The sequence below is a fragment of the Streptomyces sp. NPDC056231 genome (assembly GCF_048270745.1).
Classification (GTDB): domain Bacteria; phylum Actinomycetota; class Actinomycetes; order Streptomycetales; family Streptomycetaceae; genus Streptomyces.
Window position 1 is genome coordinate 165513 of record NZ_JBLVKW010000001.1, and the last position, 19600, is coordinate 185112.

Consider the following 19600-nt stretch of genomic DNA (forward strand, 5'->3'; position numbering starts at 1 on the left):
TGTCCACCGGCCGCAGCGCGGGAAGACCCCGACCGGAAACCCGGTCGGGGTCTTCCCGTGCCCGGGGCCGGTACGAGGTCTCGGTTCGCGGTGGCCGGCCGCCGTCGGCCCTCCGTCGGCTCCAGGTCCGGCCCGGCCCGATCAGCGGTGACGCGGTCCCGCTGCCCCGATCGTGTCGAACCAGCGGACGATCTGCGGGCCGGACTTCATGAACGTCCCATTGTGATCGGTCGACCCCTGGTCGATCACCGGCACCCGCGCACCGTGCGCAGCGAAGCCGGCGGCACAGTTATGGGAGTTGGCGATGGCCACGTCCCGGTCCGCGGCTGACGAGTAGAGCCGCACGGGCACGTCGGGCTTCCAGTCGCACTGACCGTCCTGGGCCTTCAGCACGTCGCGCAGCGCTCCCGTCGGATGCTGCAGGTCCTGATAGGCCTTGTCGGTGAGGAGTTCCTTCAGCGTGCCGGGCAGCGCCGGGATGATGTCCTCCTCGAAGTGGTGGGTGTCGAAGAGGTTCTCGACGACGTCCGCGTACGGCTCACGGAAGAGCTCCGACGGGTCCTTGTAGAGCGGGTGCAGCCGGTTCTGCGCGGTGAGGAAGTACGACATGTAGAAAACCGCGCTGATGTCGTTGATCCGGCCGTCGAACATGGCGGGCGTCTCCGCGCCCTGGAGGTCGTACGGCCCCGAGACCGGCGCCAGCGCCCGCAGCCTGAAGTGCCGGTCCGCGCCGTCGGCGAGGGCCTTGGCCAGAGCCACCGCGACCTGGCCGCCCTGGGAGAAGCCGCTGGCGTACACCTCGCCCGTGAGGGGGCGTCCCAATTCCCGCGCCGCGGTGCGGGAGGCACGCAGCATGTCGAGGGAGGCGGTGACGGAGGACGCGGTGTCCATGTACGGGTGCGGGCCCGGCCCCTTGCCGAGGCCGAGATAGTCGGGCGCGGCGACGGCGCGGCCGGCCGAGGCGTGCAGGTACGGGGCGAACCGGCCGAAGTCCTCGCCGACGGAGGGCGCGTAGTCGCGGTGGACCATCGTGCCGTGGGTGTCGGAGACCAGATCGAGGCGGTCGGCGCCCCCGCCGGGGAGGACGAACAGGCCGGTGGCGGTGGTGGGTTCGCCCTGCGGGGTGAGGGTGCGGTACGTGAGGCGGTAGGCGCGTACGCCGTAGCGGACGGTGCCCGTGTCGATGCCTCCCGAGGCGAGGAAGGCGCTGACGTCGGTGCGGCCGAGAGCGGCGACGGGCGTGACGGCGAGGAGCGCTCCCCGTCCGGTGGCGCGGGTGATGTGGGAGCCCCCGTCCGCCGGTCCGGCCTGCTGGGCCACGGCGGGCGCGGCACCGAGGGCGGCGAGGGCCATGACCGTGGCGACCGCCAGTCCCCGCCGGGCACCGGTCCAACCCTTCCTGAGAGAAGGGGTGTTGCTGCACGTCTTGCCGTTCTTGTTTTCCATGGCCGTGACGCTATGCAACCGCGAGCGGCTCCGACAGCGGCATGGCCCCCCGACCGGGGTGCACCTAACACCACCACCCTGGCCGGGGGGAATCCTCACAGCCGCTGAATGATCGTGCCGGTGGCCAGTGCCCCGCCCGCACACATGGTGATGAGCGCGAACTCCTTGTCGCGGCGCTCCAGTTCATGCAGTGCCGTGGTGATGAGCCGGGCCCCGGTGGCGCCCACCGGGTGGCCGAGCGCGATGGCGCCGCCGTTGACGTTGACCTTCGCGAGCCCGTCGAGGTCCCGCTCGAAGACCTGGGCCCAGCTCAGCACCACCGACGCGAACGCCTCGTTGATCTCGACGAGGTCGATGTCCTTGAGCGACATCCCGGCCTTGCCCAGCACCGCGCGGGTCGCGTCGATCGGCCCGTCGAGGTGGAAGTGCGGGTCGGAACCGACGAGCGCCTGGGCGACGATCCGGGCGCGCGGCTTGAGCTTGAGGGCCCGCGCCATCCGCTTGGACGCCCACATGATCGCGCAGGCGCCGTCGGATATCTGCGAGGCGTTGCCGGCGGTGTGGATTGCTGTGGGCATGACCGGCTTGAGCCGGGCGAGCCCCTCCATCGTGGTGTCCCGCAGCCCCTCGTCCCGGTCGACGAGACGCCACATGCCCTGACCGGCTGCCTGCTCCTCCTCGGTGGTCGGCACCTGGACCGCGTACGTCTCCCGTTTGAACCGCTCCTCGGCCCAGGCCACGGCCGCCCGTTCCTGGGAGATCAGCCCGAGCGAGTCGACGTTCTCCCGCGTGAGGCCCCGCTTGCGGGCGATGCGCTCGGCAGCCTCGAACTGGTTGGGCAGGTCGACGTTCCACTCGTCCGGCCAGGGCTTCCCCGGGCCGTGCTTGGATCCGCTGCCCAGCGGCACGCGCGACATCGCCTCGACACCGCAGCTGATGCCGATGTCGATGACCCCGGCCGCGACCATGTTGGCGACCATGTGGGAGGCCTGCTGCGAGGAACCGCACTGGCAGTCCACGGTGGTGGCGGCGGTCTCGTACGGAAGGCCCACGGTGAGCCAGGCGTTGCGCGCCGGGTTCATGGACTGTTCGCCGGCGTGGGTGACCGTACCGCCGACGATCTGTTCCACGCAGTCCGCAGGGATGCCGGTGCGTCCGAGAAGTTCACGGTAGGTCTCGCCCAGCAGATAGGCGGGATGCAGATTGGCGAGCGCGCCTCCGCGCTTGCCGATGGGGGTGCGTACGGCTTCGACGATGACGGGTTCCGCGGCCATGAGCTCGTCCTCTCCTCGCGCTTCCGCAGGGGGCGTCCCGGCGCCCACGGAAGGAACTAGTACGCGTTCTAGTTCTGCAAGCAGTCTTATGAGGCTTACCCCCGGTACGCAAGAGCCGTGCACACACAATGGGCGCATTTCGAAGCTCGCACACACCCCCGCACGCACCCCCCCGCGCAACAGATCGAGCCACAGCTCTTGCGAGTTGTAGAACTCGTTACTACGTTGCGGGCAATATCTGATGGGTCGTCAGGCAATCTTCGGGCGCCCCTCGGACCGACCTGGAGTTGCCGATGCCCTGCCCCCATCTGCCCGAAGGGTTCGACTTCACCGATCCCGACCTGCTCCAAGCCCGCATCCCACACCCGGAGTTCGCCCGGATGAGAGAGACCGCCCCGGTCTGGTGGTGCACCCAGCCGGCCGGTGTCTCCGGTTTCGACGACGAGGGCTACTGGGTGGTTACCCGGCACGCGGACGTCAAGTACGTCTCCACACACCCTGAACTGTTCTCTTCCCACACCAACACCGCGGTCATCCGCTTCAACGAGACGATCAGCCGCGATCAGATCGACGTCCAGAAGCTGATCATGCTGAACATGGACCCGCCCGAGCACACCCGCGTCCGGCAGATCGTCCAGCGCGGCTTCACCCCCCGCGCCATCCGTTCCCTGGAACAGGCGCTGCGCAGCCGCGCCCGGTCGATCGTCGAGACGGCCCTCGCCTCCGCCGACGACGACGGTTCGTTCGACTTCGTCACCCATATCGCCGTCGAACTGCCGCTCCAAGCCATCGCCGAGCTCATCGGCGTACCGCAGGAGGACCGGTCGAAGATCTTCGACTGGTCCAACAAGATGGCGGCGTACGACGATCCCGAGTACGCGATCACCGAAGAGGTCGGCGCCGAGGCGGCCATGGAGATCGTCTCGTACGCGATGAACCTGGCAGCGGCACGCAAGGAGTGCCCCGCCAAGGACATCGTCTCCCAGCTGGTCGCCGCGGAGGGCGAAGGCAACCTCTCCTCGGACGAGTTCGGTTTCTTCGTGATCCTCCTCGCCGTCGCCGGCAACGAGACCACCCGGAACGCCATCAGCCACGGCATGCACGCCTTCCTCACCCACCCCGAGGAGTGGGAGCGCTACAAGCGCGAGCGCCCGGAGACCGCCGCCGAGGAGATCGTGCGCTGGGCCACCCCCGTGGTCTCCTTCCAGCGGACCGCCACCCAGGACCTCGAACTGGGCGGGCAGCAGATCAAGAAGGGCGAACGGGTCGGGCTGTTCTACTCCTCCGCCAACAACGACCCCGAGGTCTTCGAGAGCCCGGAACTCTTCGACATCTCCCGGGACCCCAACCCCCATCTCGGATTCGGTGGCGGCGGACCGCACTTCTGTCTCGGCAAGTCCCTCGCCGTCATGGAGATCGACCTGATCTTCAACGCGATCGCGGACGTACTGCCCGATCTGCGGCTGGTCGAGGACCCGCGGCGGCTGCGCTCCGCCTGGCTGAACGGAATCAAGCAGCTCCAGGTCAGTACCGCCGCCGGCTGACCGGCTCGCAGATTCCCGGACGGCGGGGGCCGGCCCTTCCACGCCCCGGCCCCTGCCGCCCGTCCGCGCCCTGTCCCCTTCCGCCCGCCGCGCCCCGGTACAGGCAGTGCACAACGGTCCGAGGATCATGGCGTCCATGCATGCCCTGCTCTCCGCCTTCACTCCGATCTGGATACTCACCGCGACCGGCTACGCGGTCGGCCGCAGTGGCCTGCTCGGCGAGCAGGCGGAAGCCGTACTCGGCCGGTTCGTCTTCCATGTGGCCATGCCCGCGGCGCTGTTCACGATGGTCTCCGGTGCGCGGCTGGACGCCTTCGCCAACTCCTCGATGGTGGCGTTCGGGACGGGCACGGCGCTCGTGTCCGCCCTCGGCTTCGTGCTCGCCCGGCGCTTCTTCGGCCGCAAGACGGCCGACCAGGCGATCAGCAGCATGGCGTCCGGCTACGTCAACTCCGCCAATCTGGGTATCCCGTTGGCGGTCCAGGTGCTCGGTGACGCGTCGTTCGTCGCCCAGATCATCCTCTTCCAGGTGCTGCTGGTCTCCCCCGTGATCCTGACGCTGCTGGACACCGGTACGGGGGCGGGCTCCGGAAAGGGCGCCGCGCTGCGCCGGATGGTGACCATGCCCGTACGCAATCCGATCATCATGGCCTCGATGCTCGGCGTCGTCGTCTCCGCGCTCGGGGTACGGCTGCCGCACGCCCTCGAACACTCCTGTGATCTGCTCGGCGCGGCCGCCGTGCCCACCGCCCTGATCACCCTCGGCCTGTCCCTGCACGGCCGCCCGGATCCGGCAACGACCGCGACGACGGTGCCTGCAGGGCGTACGGAAGTGGGTCTGGCGGTCGTGCTGAAGACGCTGGTCCAGCCCCTGATCGCCTTCCTGGTCGGCGGCCCGCTGCTGCACCTGCCGGACCACCAGTTGCTCGCCGTGGTCCTCTGTTCCGCGCTCCCGACCGCCCAGAACGCCTTCATCTACGCCCGCCAGTACGGCCTGGACACCAGCCTCGCCCGCAACTCCGTGGTGGCATCCACGGTCGTGTCCATGGCCACGCTGTCGCTGGCCGCCTGGGCGCTGGTACCGCCCGGCCCCTGAGCCGTTCGAGTGGCGGGCCTCCTCGGACAGGCGGATGCTGGAATACGCGGCGATCCACGCCGAAGGGGTGCCGGGACGATGCGGTTCGTCCCGGCACCCCTCCGGCCCTAGGGCGTGTTTCGAAAGGAGCGTCGTCCGCCCGTAGGGCGGGCCGGGCGGCCTCTGGTGCGTGCGCTCGCAAGGCGGAGGGTCGCCCCGATACCGGTCGTATCGGGGCGACCCGACAACGCAGCGAGCGTGCGTGCCAAATGCCGCCCGGCAGGCGGGACTTTCGAAACACGCCCTAGGTGCCCAGGGCACCGGCTATCCGGGGAGCCTCCACTGCTGTTCGGCGGCTGTTCCACAGGTCCGGATCAGCAGACGCGCGCTGTCCGTGGCACCGGCCTCGGCGTGCAGGCACAGCGCCGACTTGACGTTGCGCAGGGTGCCGTCGGACAACGCGGTCCAGGACTGGGCCGGGGTGCCGTTGCACTGGTAGAGCTGGACGACGGTGCCGTCGGCCGTCGCCCCGTTGCGGACGTCCATGCACTTGCCGTACGCGACCACCGTGCCGTCGCCCGGCACGGTCCAGGTCTGACCGGGGCTGCCGTCGCAGGCGGAGAGCTGCAGGGCGGTTCCGTCGGCGGCCGAGCCGCCTTCGGGAGCAACGCACCTGCCGCCGATGCCGGTGATCGGGCCCGGTACGACGGGTGCCGGAAGGGCTGTGCGTACGGTATCGGCCAGCTGCACCGGGTCGCCCCCGGGCCGCACCGGGTAGCTCGTGCGCTCCAGGTTCCAGGCGTTGTCCCGCGCGAACCAGTCGATCACGGCCGGCGGCTGCCCTGTGACCAGGGCCGCGTCCAGGGAGTCGAGATACACCGTCCAGCGCTTGGCGTAGAAGTCGGAGACCAGTCCCGACCATTCACGGTTCGCGTAGTCGCGCAGCCCGCCGGATTCGCTGCCGGACCGGTCACCCCAGGTGGTGAGGATCGAGCGGGCGTCGAATTCCGCGGCCGCCCGCTCCGTGTCGGTGCGTCCCCAGGACCTGGCGTCCTGCAGCCAGGGCCCCAGCATGAACCGGCTGTCGGTGGCCAGCAGCCGGTCCAGCAGGGCGAGGTCCTGCTTCCATTCGGTGGCCCGCTGCCTGTACAGGGCAAGGTTCTTCCCCTCGTACGCCGCCCTGATCTGCGGCAGCAGCGTGCGGCTGCGGTTGGCCAGGGCCTGCCGGGCCACATCCACCACGTCGAAGCGGTACGCATCGGACTTCCGCAGCTCCGGGGCGACCTGCAGCAGCTCCGTGAGTGCGCGCTGCACCGTCGACGCGTCGTACCGCATGGACGAGGGGCTCCAGCTGGCCGCGGTACCGGCGGTCAGTGAGGGGCGCGCGGTGAAGAGGCTGTCCTGGGACTCGCTCCAGCTGCCGGACGGAGTGCTGTAGGGGCCGGTACGCAGCAGTTCCCAGGCCTTGGCGGCATGCGGGTCGGCGCCGCCGTAGCGACGCTCCGCGTAGTCGGCGAACCAGGCCGTCCGGTCCACCGGGCCCGCATGCCAGGCGAGTTCGGTGAACAGCTCGTAGGCAACGGGGTTGCCGCCGGTCCCTTCCGGGAGGTAGGCGATCCCCCGGAGCGCGCTGTTCGGCTTGGTGCGCCACTCGTGGAACCGTGCGGTCCAGACGGCGGTGTTGGCGCCCATGGTGGTATGCCCGCCGAAGTTGGGGATGGTGCCGAAGGCGTAGGGGGTTCCGTGCCAGGCGGCTTCGCGGTCGAGGCCGTTGTAGCGGTCGGACAGTCCGTCCACGATGAACAGCTTGCTCCGGTCGACCGCGTCGATGAGCTGGGTGGAGGGGTTGCTCTGCCAGCCGAGCAGGACCCAGGTGGCGCCCGGGTGCGCAGTCTGCAGGGCGTTCATGACGGCCCTGGCGGCGTCCCCGATGGGCACGTTGCCGGGCTTGCCGCCCTCGTGCAGCAGATCCATCTTGTACAGGGTGGAGTCACCGAACAGCGTGCGCTGGTGACGGTAGAACGCCTCGGCGACCTTGGGGTACATCTCGCTGCGCGGGTCCAGCCAGTCCGGCCGTTCGAAGCCGACCCAGCCACCCTGCGGAACCACCGGGCCGGTGGGGTTCCGGTCCGTGAACCCGGGCGGGACCGTGCCGTAGTAGCCGGGCAGGACGGGCGTCATCCCGAGCCGGCGCAGCCGGTCTGCGATCTTGCGGCCGAGCTGTGCACGCTGCGCCAGCAGCCGGTCCGTGACCGGCCCGCCGAAGCCGGACATGTTCTGCATCAGCCACCACGGCTGGTGCGCCGGACCCGGTATCCAGGACTTCAACTGCTCCTTCGTGTACCCGAACTCCTGGAAGGTGTCGTAGTACACGGCGTCCGCGCCCATCTGCACGAAGACCTCGTTGACGCCGTGCAGGGCCAGGACGTCGATCTGCTTCTCGTAGGAGGCCCAGTCACGGTACGCACCGGAGTAGCCGTCGTCCGTGTCGTTCAGGGCGAACCGGTGCGGCACCGAGGCGTCCTGGCGGATGGTCCCGGTGGGCGCGGGAAGCTTCTTCGGCAGCTTCGACGTGCTGTCACCGGGCCAGCCGACGTCCACCTTGGCCGTGTATTTCAGGTACCAGTTGACGCCGCTGAGCAGCACGGCGGGGCTGGTGCCCTGGACGCGCACCTTGCCGGTGGTGCCGGAGACGGTGAAGTAGTCACCGGAGGGCGGGCGGTTCACCGGCACCAGGTCGAACTGCGTGACATGGTGCGGCAGCAGGCGCGCCAGCGCCTCCTCGGCCGGTTCGGGGGCGAAGGCCGGCGTACCGCGGGGGGCCGACGCCGGCCCGGTTTCCGCAGTGACGGCGGGGGCGCTCAGGACCGTGGCGACGACAGCGAGGGCGGCCGTGCAGGCGACGGCCCAGGATCTGAGGCTTCTCAAAGGGTGACCTCGTCCGGTGAAGGGATGCGGGAGTTGCCGGGACATGTGACCGTGCTCATCAGAATTAGTAACGGAGCATTCGTTAATATGAGTTGGGCGCCATGCGGCCGTCAAGAGGACGGACGGTCCGGGTTCCGGGCGTGCTGGATACAGTGCCGACAGCACGGTGGGTCAGGGGAGTTGACGCATATGCCAGTCGGAAGAGCCGCGGCCACCGGTCCGCATGTCCTTCGCCGGATGAACGTCGCCGCGGTCCTGGCCGCACTGCGGGAGGGCGACGCGCCGACCGCGCGCGTCACCGACCTCGCCTCCCTCACCGGCCTTTCGCGGCCCGCGGTGACGAGGGCACTGACCGAGCTGAGGGACTGCGGCCTGGTGGAGTTCACCGCGGCCGCCGGATCCCCGCAGCTCGGCCGGCCGGCCCAGTACGCCAGGTTCCGCACCGAGTCGGGGTACGTCGCCGGAATCGACATCGGCCCCCACAAAGTGCTGGTGCTGATCGCGGACTTGGCGGGCCAGGTGCTGGCCTCCCATCGCGCGGCCGTGGACCGGGGCGCGGCCGGGCCCCAGCTCTTCGCCACGGCGCGGAGCACGCTGACCGCGGCAGCCGCCGAGGCCGGGGTACCGCTGCCGGACCTGTGGGCCGTGAGCGCGGGGACCCCCGGCATCGTCGACCGCGAACGGGGCGAGGTGCTGCTGGCCCCCAGCATCCCCCACTGGGCCGGGCTGCCGGCGGTGTCGCTGCTGCGCGACTGGCTGCACTGCCCGGTGACCATCGACAACGACGTGAATCTCGCCGTGCTCGCGGAACTCCGGCGCGGCACGGCGGCCGATACCGGCGCAGGTGCGCAGGCGGGCACCGACTGTCTGGTCTTCGTCCAGTGGGGCCGCCGGATCGGCACCGGCATCGTCATCAACGGCAGGCCCTACCGAGGCAATTCGGCGGCGGCGGGTGAGCTGGGCTTCATCGACCTGGTGCGCGAGCCGGACGCCCCTCCAGGACCGCGTCCGGCCGACGGCATGGGACCGTTCGAGCAGCTCGTCGGGGCCGAGGCGATTCACCGACTGGCCCTGGAGGCGGGTGTGGCGGTCGGTGACGCCCACGACATCGCGCCGCTCTTCACGGCGGCCCGGGCGGGCGACCCGGCGGCCGTCGACGTGGTGGACCGGGTGGCGGCCCGCTTCGCCCGAGGACTGGCCGCACTGGTGCTGGTGCTCGATCCCGGCCGGATCGTCATCGGCGGCGGGGTGTCACGGGCCGGGGACGTCCTCCTCGACCCCGTGCGCCGGCATCTGCGGTCGCACACCCTGGTACCGGTCGTCGTGGAAGCCTCGGTGTCGGGCGAGCGGGCGGTCGCCCTGGGTGCGGTGCGCCATGCCCTCGACGTCGCCGAGGAACGCGTGACGGCGGCGTACCAGGGCCTCGGCTGACGAAGACCTCGGCCGGCAACCGCCCCGGCCCGCGCCCTGGCGGAGCAGGACCGGGTGCGGCCCGGTCAGCGCTTGCTGCCCACCGCCTCGCCGGTCCCCTCCTGCACGTGGTCCGCGGACGTCGTGCCGTCCGCCGCGGCCGGCGGCCCCGCCACGGGTTGCAGCCTCCGCGGCCCCGCCAGGACGCATGTCAGCAGGGATCCGGTCCCGATGACCAGCGCCCCGCCCCACCGCGTCGAGCACCCAGTGGCTGGCCGTGGCGATGATCGCGGAGAGCTCGAGAGAACGCAGGAGTGCCTCATCGGGCCCGGACACAGTGGCCGGAACCGGACCGTTCACTCCGACGTCTGTCCCCCTGGTCGACTGATCGGCCGGTCGCGACGGGGCACGACGGACACGGGGAGGAACGCGGTTCATGCGGTGGATGCGGGGGAAGCGAGGTTCGTGGGGAATCCGCGCGCTGTCGCTGCTGTTGATTCTGGCCTCGCTGCAGCTCGGATCGTTGATCGGCCCGGCGTACGCATGCGGCTGTGGGGCGATGGTCCCCGGCAAGGACGCGCACGTCACCGTGGACCGGGAGACATCGGTGGTCGGCTGGGACGGCCGCACCGAGCAGATCGTCATGCGGCTGACGGTCCGCGGGGACGCCCCGGAGGCTGCCTGGATCATGCCCGTACCGCACCGCGCCTCCGTCGAACTCGGTGATCAGGCGCTCTTCTCGGAACTCGAAACCCTCACCGCGCCGGTGCTCGCGACCCGGCACTATTTCTGGCCACGCTCCGGAGACTGGCCGTTCGCCGATTCCGGAGACGGCGTGGACGCCGCGGCACCGCCGTCCGCGGCCGGCGCACCGCCGGTGGGGGTCGTCGGGCGGGAGCGGCTCGGTCCGTTCGATGTGGCGCGGCTGACGGCGACCGACCCCGAGGCGCTGCAGACCTGGCTGCGGCGGAACGGTTTCGAGCTGCCCGACCGGCTGGCGACCGCGTTGCAGCCGTACGTCGACCGGAAGTGGGAGTACGTGGCCGTCCGCCTCGCCCCCAGGGAGAAGGGCGCACTCCTGCTGGGCGAGCTCGACCCGCTGCGGCTGAGCTTCGCGAGCGAGCGGCTCGTCTACCCGATGAGGCTGTCGAAGCTCGCAGCGACACCGCAGTCGCTGGGGCTGTACGTGCTGGCCGCCCACCGGATGGAGCCGGCCGGCGCGATCGGCGGGGAGGCGCCGCGGGTGACGTACGCGGGGAAGGTCGACCCGGCTGCTTCGACAGCCTCATCGGCGAACTTCACGGCCACCGGGGCGATCCGGGAGCTGGCGGGCGGAAAGCCGGTTTTCGTCACCGCGATCGAGCAGTCGTTCCCGCACCCGGAGCGGATCGACGGGGATCACGAACTGCGGGCCGGCGCCGCCGACACCCCGTACCGGACCATGACCTACCGGAACGAGCTGCTGACCGTGGCCGGCGTCCCGGCCTGGCTGCTGGCCCTCCTGGGTGTCGTGCTGGTCGCCGCCGTGGCGGGGCTGCTGGGCGTCCGGGCGCGCCGGCGGCGCCCTGTGCTGCCCCCGCCGCCGGTCACGGTCCCAACGCCGCCGGCGTGAGCGCGCGGCTGGACGTGCTGCCGGTCCCGGCACTGGTGCCGTGACCGGCAATGTTTGCCCGGCGCGACGGGGCAGAGCTGGCCGGGAAGGGCACGAGAAACCGTTGGGCTCCCCGGTCATGCCCAGGTCACAATGGCGCCCATGACGTGGACCGTGACCTCCGAACGCTTCGACTCTCCCGACGCGGGCGCCCTGCGCCGTGACTACTACGACGAGGTCGCCAGCCGCTACTGGCAGCGGCCCGCGACCGCGGAGGAGATCGACGAGGGGCTCTCCGGCGACGGCGCCGACCTGCTCACGGGACCGACCGGCGCGTTCGTCGTCGGCAGATTCGACGGAAGGCCCGCGTCCTGTGCCGGGCTGCTCCTGGTGAACGCGGACACCGCGGAGCTCACCCGCGTGTTCGTGCGCCCCGAGTTCCGTGGGACGGGCGGCGGCGGGTTGCTGCTGGCGGCCGTCGAGAGTGCGGCGCGCGCCTTCGGCGTACGGCAGATCCGGCTGGACACCCGCAACGATCTGGTGGAGGCGCGCGGGTTGTATGCCAAGCACGGCTACCGGGAGGTGCCCGCGTTCCATCGGCGGCAGTACGCCGAGCACTGGTTCGCCAAGGAGCTGTGACCCGGACGCTGTGACCGGGAGCTGTCCTCCGGCCGGGGTCCGGCCGGAGGATCCCCGGGCCCGGGTCAGAGTGCGTGGTCCCGCCTCGGCTCCGGGCAGCGCGGCTGTTCCCTGCTCGATCCGGTCGTCTCGGCGGTCAGCTCCGCGACGAGTCCGACCAGGTCGGTCGGCCGCTCCGGCCCCCACCAGTCGCCCAACAGCTCGGCCAGCAACTCCTCACGCGCTTCCGCGAGCCTCTCCACGGCCTCCGAACCACGGTCGGTGAGCACCAGCTGCACCCCTTCGCGCCGGGCCAGACCGCGCTCCTCCAGCTGTCGCGCCGCATCGCTGATCACGCGCACCGGTACAGGGGTGGCATCGGCGAGCAACGCGGGTTCGACGGCGCCGTGCCGCTTGATGCGCAGCAGCATCCAGCTGGCCGCGGGCAGCAGATCGTACCCCGCACGCTCGGTGATCCTCACATAGACGTCGCGGCGCCCCTCGCGGGTGGCGAGCACCGACAGGGCCCGTGCGCATTCGTCGTACGAGGAACGCTCGACCGGGTTCGAGGCCAGGGTCTCGGTGCTGTCGGGGGCCGTCACCGAGCCGCGCAGCCTGTCCTCCTTGAGGAACCAGGCGATGACGAAGGCGACCAGGACGACGGGCGCCGCGTACACGAAGACGTCGGTGATCGAGGTCGAGTACGCGTGGATCACCGGGGCCCTCAGCGCGGGCGGCAGCTGGGAGATGGCGCGCGGGTCGGCGGCCAGTCGCCCGGCGTCGATGCCCGGTGGCAGCGTGACGCCAGAGAGGGCCGCGCCGAGTTTGCCGGTGAGCCGGTTGGTGAAGATCGTGCCGAAGACGGCGACACCGAACGAGGCACCGATGGAGCGGAAGAACGTGGCCCCCGAGGTCGCGACGCCGAGGTCCTCGTAGGCGACGGCGTTCTGCGCGACCAGCACGAGGACCTGCATCACGAGACCGAGCCCGGCACCGAAGACGAAGAAGTAGGCGCTCATCTGCCAGGTGCTGCTGTGCTCCGTGAGCCGGTGCAGGAGCTGCAGGCCGATCGCGGTGATGCCGGTACCGAGGATCGGGAAGACCTTCCACCGGCCCGTACGGCTGACGACCTGGCCGGACACGGTCGAGGTGAGGAGAAGACCGAGCACCATCGGCAGCATGTGCACACCGGACAGGGTCGGCGAGATGTTGTGCACGACCTGCAGGAACGTCGGCAGATACGTCATCGCTCCGAACATCGCGAATCCGATGACGAAACTGATCACGGCGACGAGGCTGAAGGTCCGGATCCGGAACAGCTTCAGCGGCAGTACGGGTTCGGCGGCGCGCCGCTCGACGTACCCGAAGGCGATCAGCAGCACCACACTGACGACGGCGAGTCCGATGATCTGCACCGAGCCCCAGGCCCAGGTCGATCCGCCCAGCGAGGCGACGAGAACCAGGCAGGTGGCGACGGAGGCGATGAGGAAGGTGCCCAGGTAGTCGATGGTGTGCTTGGCGTGACGGACCGGGATGTGCAGCACGGCGGCGATGACGAGCAGGGCGACGACGCCGATCGGCAGGTTGATGTAGAACACCCAGCGCCAGCTGAGGTGTTCGGTGAAGAGGCCGCCGAGCAGCGGTCCGAGAATGCTCGTCATACCGAAGACCGCGCCGAACAGCCCCTGGTACTTGCCGCGTTCGCGCGGGGCGACGAGGTCACCGACGATCGCCATCGAGAGCACCATCAGGCCGCCGCCGCCGAGGCCCTGGAGACCGCGGAAGGCGATCAGTTGCGGCATGTTCTGGGCCATGCCGCAGAGCGCGGAGCCGATGAGGAAGATGACGATGGCGGTCTGGAAGAGCTTCTTGCGGCCGTACTGGTCGCCGAGCTTGCCCCAGAGCGGGGTCGCGGCGGTCGACGCGAGCAGATAGGCGGTGACCACCCAGGACAGATGCTCCAGGCCGCCGAGTTCGCTGACGATGGTCGGCAGGGCGGTGGAGACGATGGTCTGGTCGAGTGCGGCGAGCAGCATGCCGAGGAGCAGGGCACCGATGGCGACCAGGACCGTCCGCTGTGAACGGCCTTCGCCAGGGGCCAGGGCCGGGGGGTTCAGCCGGTGAGCCATGAACATCTCCTCGGTTCCGCTACATCCCATCCTGGCCGTTGTGGACGGTTATGGCCTGTTGGGGCATCACCGTGGCGGACTGCATAATCACAGGCAGTTCAAGGGGAGGGACCCACAATGACCGGACATGTCTGCCCGGAATGCGGCACGGACGACAGAGCGACGGACGCACGAGGCGGGGGACCGCACGGCGGAGCCGCCGGGCCCCGGTGCGGGTGCGCGGAGCGCGCGGCACGGCGTGCGGCCGAGCGGGCGGAGACCGAGGCGGCGGAGGACTTCGATCCCCTGCGGATCCGGCCGTACGTGACGCTGGGGGGCGACGAGGCGCCCGCGGACGCCTCCTCGGCGGACGCCGCCATGACCATGCCGCTCTTCCTCGACCGGGCGGCGCCGGTGGATCTGCCGCCTCTGTCGCCTCTGTCGCCTCTGCCGCCTCCGCCGCAGGAGAGTGCCGGGGCGGATGATCCGCGTACGGACGACATGACCGTGGACCTGGTGGGCCCGGTGGACCCGGTGCGGCCACGCCGCCGACGGCCCTTCGCGGCGCTCGCGGTCGGCGCGGCCGTGATCGGCGTGGTGGGCACCGCGGCGTTCGCCGGAGGCCTGTTCGGTGGGGACGGGGACGGGGACTCCGAGCGCGACCGGGCGCTCCCGAGTCCCCGGGTGTCGAGCGTCCCCGATGCGCCCCTTTCACCGGACGCATCGCCGTCGGCGTCCGCGACCGCATCCTCCTCCCCGTCGGCTTCGGCATCGCCGTCCGCATCCGTCTCCGCCTCCGCGTCTGCGAGCACCTCGCTCTCACCCTCCGCATCCGCTGCCTCTTCGCGCCCGCCCGCCCCGTCGGTATCGGCGACGGTCTCGCAGCCCACCGCGGCCTCGACGGCCCCGTCGCTCGAAGAACCGCAGGGCCGCACGCTGCAGCGCGGCGACCACGGCCCCGAGGTGACCGAGCTGCAACGGCGGCTGCGGGAGGTGTCGCTCTACCACGGACCCGACAACGGCAACTACTCGGACCGGGTCGAGAGCGCCGTACGCGTCTACCAGTCGTACAAGTCCATCGAGGGCGACCCGCCGGGTGTCTACGGCCCGAGCACCCGGAGCGCACTGGAGGGGGAGACGACGGGCCGCGGTCACTCCTGAGGAGGCGGCCGGCCCCTGGGAGCTGTCCCTCTCCTCCCGTATTCGGGAAGGGATTCGCTTTCGCGGGCAGGATTTTGTATCGTGATGGAACAAAGTGGTCCTCGCCCGCACCCCCTGACCGGCGGGCGGGACCGCTTGTTCTCTTCACCCACGCCGCCCTCCTCCCCCGCGCCCTGGAGCCCGCCGATGCCGGCCACCGTCCTCACCGCACGCGCCCTCCTGCTCGACATGGACGGCACACTCGTGAACTCCGACGCGGTGGTGGAGCGCTGCTGGCGGCGCTGGGCGCTGCGGGAGGGACTGGACCCCGAGGCCGCACTCAAGGTGGTCCACGGGCGGCAGGGGTACGCCACCATGGCGGTACTCCTGCCCGACCGGCCGATGGAACAGAACTACGCCGACAACCGGGTCATGCTCGCCGAGGAGACCGCCGACACCGACGGCGTGGTCCCGATCGGCGGCGCCGCGGCCTTCATGGACGCGATCGCCACGCTCCCGCACGCCCTGGTGACCTCCGCCGACGAGGCGCTCGCCCAGGCCCGGATGGCGGCGGCCGGACTGCGGATGCCGGCCACCCGCGTCACGGCGGAATGCGTCGGCGCCAGCAAGCCCGACCCCGAGGGCTTCCTCAAAGGTGCGGCCGAACTGGGCTTCGCCCCGGCCGACTGCATCGTCTTCGAGGACTCGGAGGCGGGTATCGCGGCAGGCCGGGCGGCCGGGATGCGCGTCGTGGGCGTGGGCCCGCGCGCCGCGGCACTGGCGCCGGACGCGCACGTCGGGGATCTGACGCAGATCCGGGTGGAGGCGCCGGCCGACGGCTCGATCCGTCTGCACATTCGGGCCCTCTGACCCCGGGAAGACCTCCCCGGGACTCAGTCGCGGCTCAGCCGCCCCCGCGCCACCAGTTCCAGCACCGTGGCAACGGCCACCGCCTGTACGGCCATCAGCGCCACCAGGACGAACAGTTGCACGGCCCCCGCCTGAACCGGTGAGGCGCCGCCCAGCAGCATGCCCACGAACGCCCCGGGCAGCGTGACGAGCCCTACCGTCCGCGTCTGGTCCAGCCCCGGCAGCAGCGCGTCCGAGGCCGCGGGCCGGGCGATCTCCAGCCGGGCGTCGCGGTCGAGCAGCCCGAGCGCCATTCCCGCCTCCACCTCCCCGCGCCGTGTGGTCAGTTCGTCCAGCGCCCGCCGTCCGCCGAGTACGGTCGCGGTGAGCGCACCCCCGATGAGAATGCCCGCCACCGGGATCAGCGCGATGCCCCGGACCGGCAGGAGCCCGGTGAGCAGCAGCAGGGCGACCACCGGCGTGACCCCCGCGGCGATCGGCACAGCCGCCCACCACCAGGTGCGGTTCCCGGTGATCCGACGTCCGGCGGTCCGTACCGCCACGGCGTACATCAGCGCCACGAAGCAGAGCAGCGGCGGCAGCGAGCGGACCACCCAGCCGATGAGCACGGAGACGGCGGCGAGTTGGACCGCGGCGCGCAGCCCTGCGAGAACGATCTCGCGCGACCGGCCGAGCGAGGCCCAGGCGGCGACGGCGGCGGCCGCCACGAGCAGCACGGCGAGGACGATGCCGAGCGTGATGTTGACCGGAAGCAGCACGCGGCAACCATAAGGCCCCGGCATCCGGGACCTGTCGACACGCCAGCCCCTGCTTCCTCATCTGCCGCGCGTACGGGCCCGGGCGCCCCCACGGGCCACGAACATCCGCACGGCCCGCGCATTTCCCCCCGTGCAGCCTCACACCGCAGACCGGTCCACCCCAGCCCTTGATGTGACGTGCTCATGTCGCCACCCTGTTACCTGGCGCCCACCCCACAGAAACCTGGCGCCGCCACGATGGCCGGGCTCCACAGGTCGCCCGTCCAAGATCCCCCCACATCAAGGGAGTTCGCATGTCAAGTGTCTACGCGCGTCGTATAGGTGTGGTCGTCGCATCCGCCGCACTTGCCGCAACCACGGGGCTGCTCACCGCACCCACCGCCGAGGCGGCCATGCCCACCCCGGTCAGCGCCGCCACCGCCCGCACCTATCTGAGCGAGCTGACGGTGTCGGCGGAAGGCTCGTCGACCGGCTACAGCCGGGACAAGTTCCCGCACTGGATCACCCAGTCGGGCACCTGCAACACCCGCGAGGTCGTCCTGAAGCGCGACGGCACGAACGTCGTCCAGGACTCCAGCTGCGCCGCCGTCAGCGGCAGTTGGTACTCGGAGTACGACGGCGCCACCTGGACCGCCGCCTCCGACCTGGACATCGACCACATGGTCCCACTCGCCGAGGCCTGGCGCTCCGGCGCGAGCAGCTGGACCACCGCCCAACGCCAGGCGTACGCCAACGATCTGACGCGCCCCCAGCTCATCGCGGTCACGGACAACGTCAACCAGTCCAAAGGCGATCAGGACCCGGCCGAGTGGCTGCCGTCGCGTACCGCGTACCGGTGCACCTATGTGCGCGCCTGGGTGCACGTGAAGCACTACTACAACCTGACCGTCGACTCCGCGGAGAAGAGTGCGCTCCAGTCGGTCCTGAACGGCTGCTGACCCCGGAACCGCCCGGCCCCTCTCCGTCGTTCCGTACGGTACGGAGCCGCCCGTACCGTACGGGCCCGTGAGCTCCGCCCGTGCGGGACGACGCGAGGAGGGCACACCATGGCCGGGCTGCGCCTGGGACCGCTGCTGCGATACGTCGACTGGGAGACGGGCTCCACCGCGACCGTCTGGGTGGAGGCCGACCGGCCCACCACGGCCGAAGTCCGATGCGCGTCCGGGGCGTCCGGCTCGTCCCGGACGTTCGCGATCGCCGGTCACCACTACGCGCTGGTGGTGGTGACCGGTCTGACCCCGGACTCGACCACCGCGTACGAGGTGCTGCTCGACGGCCGCCGGGTCTGGCCGCTCGAGGACTCCGGCTTCCCCCGGAGCACCATCACCACGCCGCCGGCATCGGCCGATGACACCGGGGATCGGCCCGTCCGGATCTCCTTCGGGTCCTGCCGCTGGGCGGCTCCCCCCTCCGGCGAGCCCGACACCACCGGCCCCGACGCCCTGGGCGCCCTCGCCGCCCGGCTCGCCGCCGACCCCGGTGCCGTACGCCCCGACGTACTGCTCCTGCTCGGCGACCAGGTGTACGCCGACGAGACGTCGAAGGCGACCCGCCGCCGCCTCGCCGCACGCCGGGACCTGGACGAACCGCCGGGGGCCGAGGTCGCGGACTACGAGGAGTACACCTACCTCTACGACGAGTCCTGGCGTGACCCCGAGGTGCGCTGGCTGCTCTCGACCGTCCCCAGCTGCATGATCTTCGACGATCACGACGTCGTGGACGACTGGAACACCAGCGCCGCCTGGCTCACCGATGTCCGGGCGACCCCCTGGTGGCACGAGCGGATCGTCAGCGGGCTGGCCTCGTACTGGGTCTACCAGCACCTCGGCAATCTCTCCCCCACCGCCCTGGCCGCGGACCCGCTCTACGCCGAGGTGCGGGCGGTGCCGGACGGCACGGAGCCACTGCGCCGCTTCGCCGCCGAGGCGGACGCCGAACCCGCCGGTACCCGGTGGAGCTACCGACGCGCTTTCGGCCGGGTACGGCTGCTGATGGTGGACACCCGCGCGGCTCGCGTTCTCGACGAGGAGCAGCGGTCGATGCTCGACGCCGAGGAGGCACGCTGGGTGCGCGAGGAGGCGCTCGCCGACCCCGGCTCGTACGACCACCTCTTGATCGGTACGTCGTTGCCGTGGCTGCTTCCGCCACTCATCCATGACGCGGAGGAGTGGGACGCCGCGCTGTGCCGCGGCGAGCGGAGTGGGCCCGGCGGGCGGTGGGCGCGGTTCGGCGAGAATCTGCGCCGCCGCTCCGATCTGGAACATTGGGCGGCGTTCCCCGCCTCGTTCCGCCGGCTGACCGAGCTGATCCGGGAGGCGGGGAGCGGCCCTGACGCTCCGGCGACGGTGTGCGTGCTGTCCGGCGATGTGCACCACGCGTACATCGCGGAGCCCTCGTGGCCGGCCGACGCCCCGGGCGCTGCGCCCGGGGCGCGCATCCTGCAGCTGACCTGCTCTCCCGTGCACAACTCGGTACCCGGTGTGCTCAAGGCGGGATTCCGCTTCGGCTGGAGCCGGGCGGGACGGTGGCTGGGGCGAGCACTGGCGCGGCACGGACGGACGGGTCCGTCACCGATCCAGTGGCAGAAGACCGGCGGACCGTGGTTCGGCAATCAGCTGATGACTCTCACCCTGCGTGGCCGGAAAGCTGCACTGATATTGGTTCACGCCAAAGGGAACGGCGCAGGCGCGCAGCTGGAGACGGTACTGGACCAGGAACTGACCACCGACGCGTAGGCAGTTTTCGACCGTCCGACGAAATGTTGAACAGGCACAGACTCGCGAATTTCCCCGGCCTGAGGTGCTCAATCGGTTCACGGCCCCACCGGACCGAAGGCGC

The 19600-nt window shown here is 71.0% G+C and carries 14 protein-coding genes; 9 read left to right on the forward strand and 5 right to left on the reverse strand.

The window, feature by feature from the left end:
- Positions 1-141 precede the first annotated feature (141 nt).
- Both ACNPQM_RS00745 and ACNPQM_RS00750 read right to left on the reverse strand, forming a co-directional pair.
- Positions 142-1446, reverse strand: coding sequence for an alpha/beta hydrolase (locus ACNPQM_RS00745; RefSeq protein ID WP_418082415.1), 1305 nt, complete (start codon positions 1444-1446; stop codon positions 142-144).
- A 95-nt stretch (positions 1447-1541) separates the two neighbouring features.
- Positions 1542-2720 (reverse strand): steroid 3-ketoacyl-CoA thiolase, encoded by a 1179-nt coding sequence (locus tag ACNPQM_RS00750; protein ID WP_366690677.1) that lies wholly within the window; start codon positions 2718-2720, stop codon positions 1542-1544.
- 293 nt (positions 2721-3013) lie between these two features.
- On the opposite strand from ACNPQM_RS00750, the gene ACNPQM_RS00755 reads away from it, so the two are divergent.
- Together ACNPQM_RS00755 and ACNPQM_RS00760 are read left to right on the forward strand one after the other, a co-directional pair.
- Complete coding sequence (locus ACNPQM_RS00755) at positions 3014-4264, forward strand: cytochrome P450 (protein WP_358859565.1); 1251 nt, start codon at positions 3014-3016, stop codon at positions 4262-4264.
- Between the two features lie 127 nt (positions 4265-4391).
- The gene (locus ACNPQM_RS00760) at positions 4392-5360 is read left to right on the forward strand and encodes an AEC family transporter (protein WP_418082416.1); all 969 of its coding nucleotides are present in this window, start codon (positions 4392-4394) and stop codon (positions 5358-5360) included.
- Positions 5361-5663: 303 nt separating this feature from the next.
- On the opposite strand, the gene ACNPQM_RS00765 is transcribed toward ACNPQM_RS00760, so the two are convergent.
- Positions 5664-8267 carry an alpha-N-acetylglucosaminidase TIM-barrel domain-containing protein gene (locus ACNPQM_RS00765; RefSeq protein ID WP_418082417.1) on the reverse strand — a complete coding sequence of 868 codons (2604 nt, stop codon included), beginning with the start codon at positions 8265-8267 and terminating at the stop codon, positions 5664-5666.
- Positions 8268-8456: 189 nt separating this feature from the next.
- Here ACNPQM_RS00765 and ACNPQM_RS00770 point away from each other — a divergent pair, with 189 nt between their 5' ends.
- The 3 genes from ACNPQM_RS00770 (at position 8457) to ACNPQM_RS00780 (ending at position 11907) form a co-directional block, all read left to right on the forward strand.
- Positions 8457-9698: an ROK family transcriptional regulator gene (locus tag ACNPQM_RS00770; protein ID WP_418082418.1), complete on the forward strand. Its 1242-nt coding sequence runs from the start codon at positions 8457-8459 to the stop codon at positions 9696-9698.
- A 424-nt stretch (positions 9699-10122) separates the two neighbouring features.
- The gene (locus tag ACNPQM_RS00775) at positions 10123-11289 is read left to right on the forward strand and encodes a DUF2330 domain-containing protein (protein WP_418082577.1); all 1167 of its coding nucleotides are present in this window, start codon (positions 10123-10125) and stop codon (positions 11287-11289) included.
- 141 nt (positions 11290-11430) lie between these two features.
- Complete coding sequence (locus ACNPQM_RS00780; RefSeq protein WP_418082419.1) at positions 11431-11907, forward strand: GNAT family N-acetyltransferase; 477 nt, start codon at positions 11431-11433, stop codon at positions 11905-11907.
- 65 nt (positions 11908-11972) lie between these two features.
- On the opposite strand, the gene ACNPQM_RS00785 is transcribed toward ACNPQM_RS00780, so the two are convergent.
- Positions 11973-14015, reverse strand: a complete 2043-nt coding sequence (locus ACNPQM_RS00785; protein WP_418082420.1) for an MFS transporter — start codon at positions 14013-14015, stop codon at positions 11973-11975.
- A 117-nt stretch (positions 14016-14132) separates the two neighbouring features.
- Here ACNPQM_RS00785 and ACNPQM_RS00790 point away from each other — a divergent pair, with 117 nt between their 5' ends.
- Together ACNPQM_RS00790 and ACNPQM_RS00795 are read left to right on the forward strand one after the other, a co-directional pair.
- A complete protein-coding gene (locus ACNPQM_RS00790) occupies positions 14133-15155 on the forward strand; it encodes a peptidoglycan-binding domain-containing protein (RefSeq protein WP_418082421.1) in 1023 nt (340 codons plus the stop codon).
- 186 nt (positions 15156-15341) lie between these two features.
- Positions 15342-16004 carry an HAD-IA family hydrolase gene (locus ACNPQM_RS00795; RefSeq protein WP_418082422.1) on the forward strand — a complete coding sequence of 221 codons (663 nt, stop codon included), beginning with the start codon at positions 15342-15344 and terminating at the stop codon, positions 16002-16004.
- Positions 16005-16027: 23 nt separating this feature from the next.
- Here the strand turns inward: ACNPQM_RS00795 and ACNPQM_RS00800 are convergent, their stop codons facing one another.
- The gene (locus ACNPQM_RS00800; protein ID WP_358862434.1) at positions 16028-16762 is read right to left on the reverse strand and encodes an ABC transporter permease; all 735 of its coding nucleotides are present in this window, start codon (positions 16760-16762) and stop codon (positions 16028-16030) included.
- Positions 16763-17055: 293 nt separating this feature from the next.
- On the opposite strand from ACNPQM_RS00800, the gene ACNPQM_RS00805 reads away from it, so the two are divergent.
- Together ACNPQM_RS00805 and ACNPQM_RS00810 are read left to right on the forward strand one after the other, a co-directional pair.
- On the forward strand, positions 17056-17700 hold the full coding sequence (locus ACNPQM_RS00805; protein ID WP_418082423.1) for an HNH endonuclease family protein: 645 nt from the start codon (positions 17056-17058) through the stop codon (positions 17698-17700).
- Between the two features lie 108 nt (positions 17701-17808).
- On the forward strand, positions 17809-19497 hold the full coding sequence (locus ACNPQM_RS00810; protein ID WP_418082424.1) for an alkaline phosphatase D family protein: 1689 nt from the start codon (positions 17809-17811) through the stop codon (positions 19495-19497).
- Positions 19498-19600 lie beyond the last annotated feature (103 nt).

What these genes read in the sequence shown, in the direction of transcription:
- ACNPQM_RS00775 (WP_418082577.1), top strand. Translation starts at nt 10,123, where the DNA reads ATGCGGGGGAAGCGAGGTTCGTGGGGAATCCGCGCGCTGTCGCTGCTG.
- ACNPQM_RS00755 (WP_358859565.1), top strand. Translation starts at nt 3,014, where the DNA reads ATGCCCTGCCCCCATCTGCCCGAAGGGTTCGACTTCACCGATCCCGAC.
- ACNPQM_RS00750 (WP_366690677.1), bottom strand. Translation starts at nt 2,720, where the DNA reads ATGGCCGCGGAACCCGTCATCGTCGAAGCCGTACGCACCCCCATCGGC.
- ACNPQM_RS00810 (WP_418082424.1), top strand. Translation starts at nt 17,809, where the DNA reads ATGGCCGGGCTGCGCCTGGGACCGCTGCTGCGATACGTCGACTGGGAG.
- ACNPQM_RS00805 (WP_418082423.1), top strand. Translation starts at nt 17,056, where the DNA reads ATGTCAAGTGTCTACGCGCGTCGTATAGGTGTGGTCGTCGCATCCGCC.
- ACNPQM_RS00795 (WP_418082422.1), top strand. Translation starts at nt 15,342, where the DNA reads ATGCCGGCCACCGTCCTCACCGCACGCGCCCTCCTGCTCGACATGGAC.
- ACNPQM_RS00785 (WP_418082420.1), bottom strand. Translation starts at nt 14,015, where the DNA reads ATGGCTCACCGGCTGAACCCCCCGGCCCTGGCCCCTGGCGAAGGCCGT.
- ACNPQM_RS00745 (WP_418082415.1), bottom strand. Translation starts at nt 1,446, where the DNA reads ATGGAAAACAAGAACGGCAAGACGTGCAGCAACACCCCTTCTCTCAGG.
- ACNPQM_RS00770 (WP_418082418.1), top strand. Translation starts at nt 8,457, where the DNA reads ATGCCAGTCGGAAGAGCCGCGGCCACCGGTCCGCATGTCCTTCGCCGG.
- ACNPQM_RS00780 (WP_418082419.1), top strand. Translation starts at nt 11,431, where the DNA reads ATGACGTGGACCGTGACCTCCGAACGCTTCGACTCTCCCGACGCGGGC.
- ACNPQM_RS00790 (WP_418082421.1), top strand. Translation starts at nt 14,133, where the DNA reads ATGACCGGACATGTCTGCCCGGAATGCGGCACGGACGACAGAGCGACG.
- ACNPQM_RS00760 (WP_418082416.1), top strand. Translation starts at nt 4,392, where the DNA reads ATGGCGTCCATGCATGCCCTGCTCTCCGCCTTCACTCCGATCTGGATA.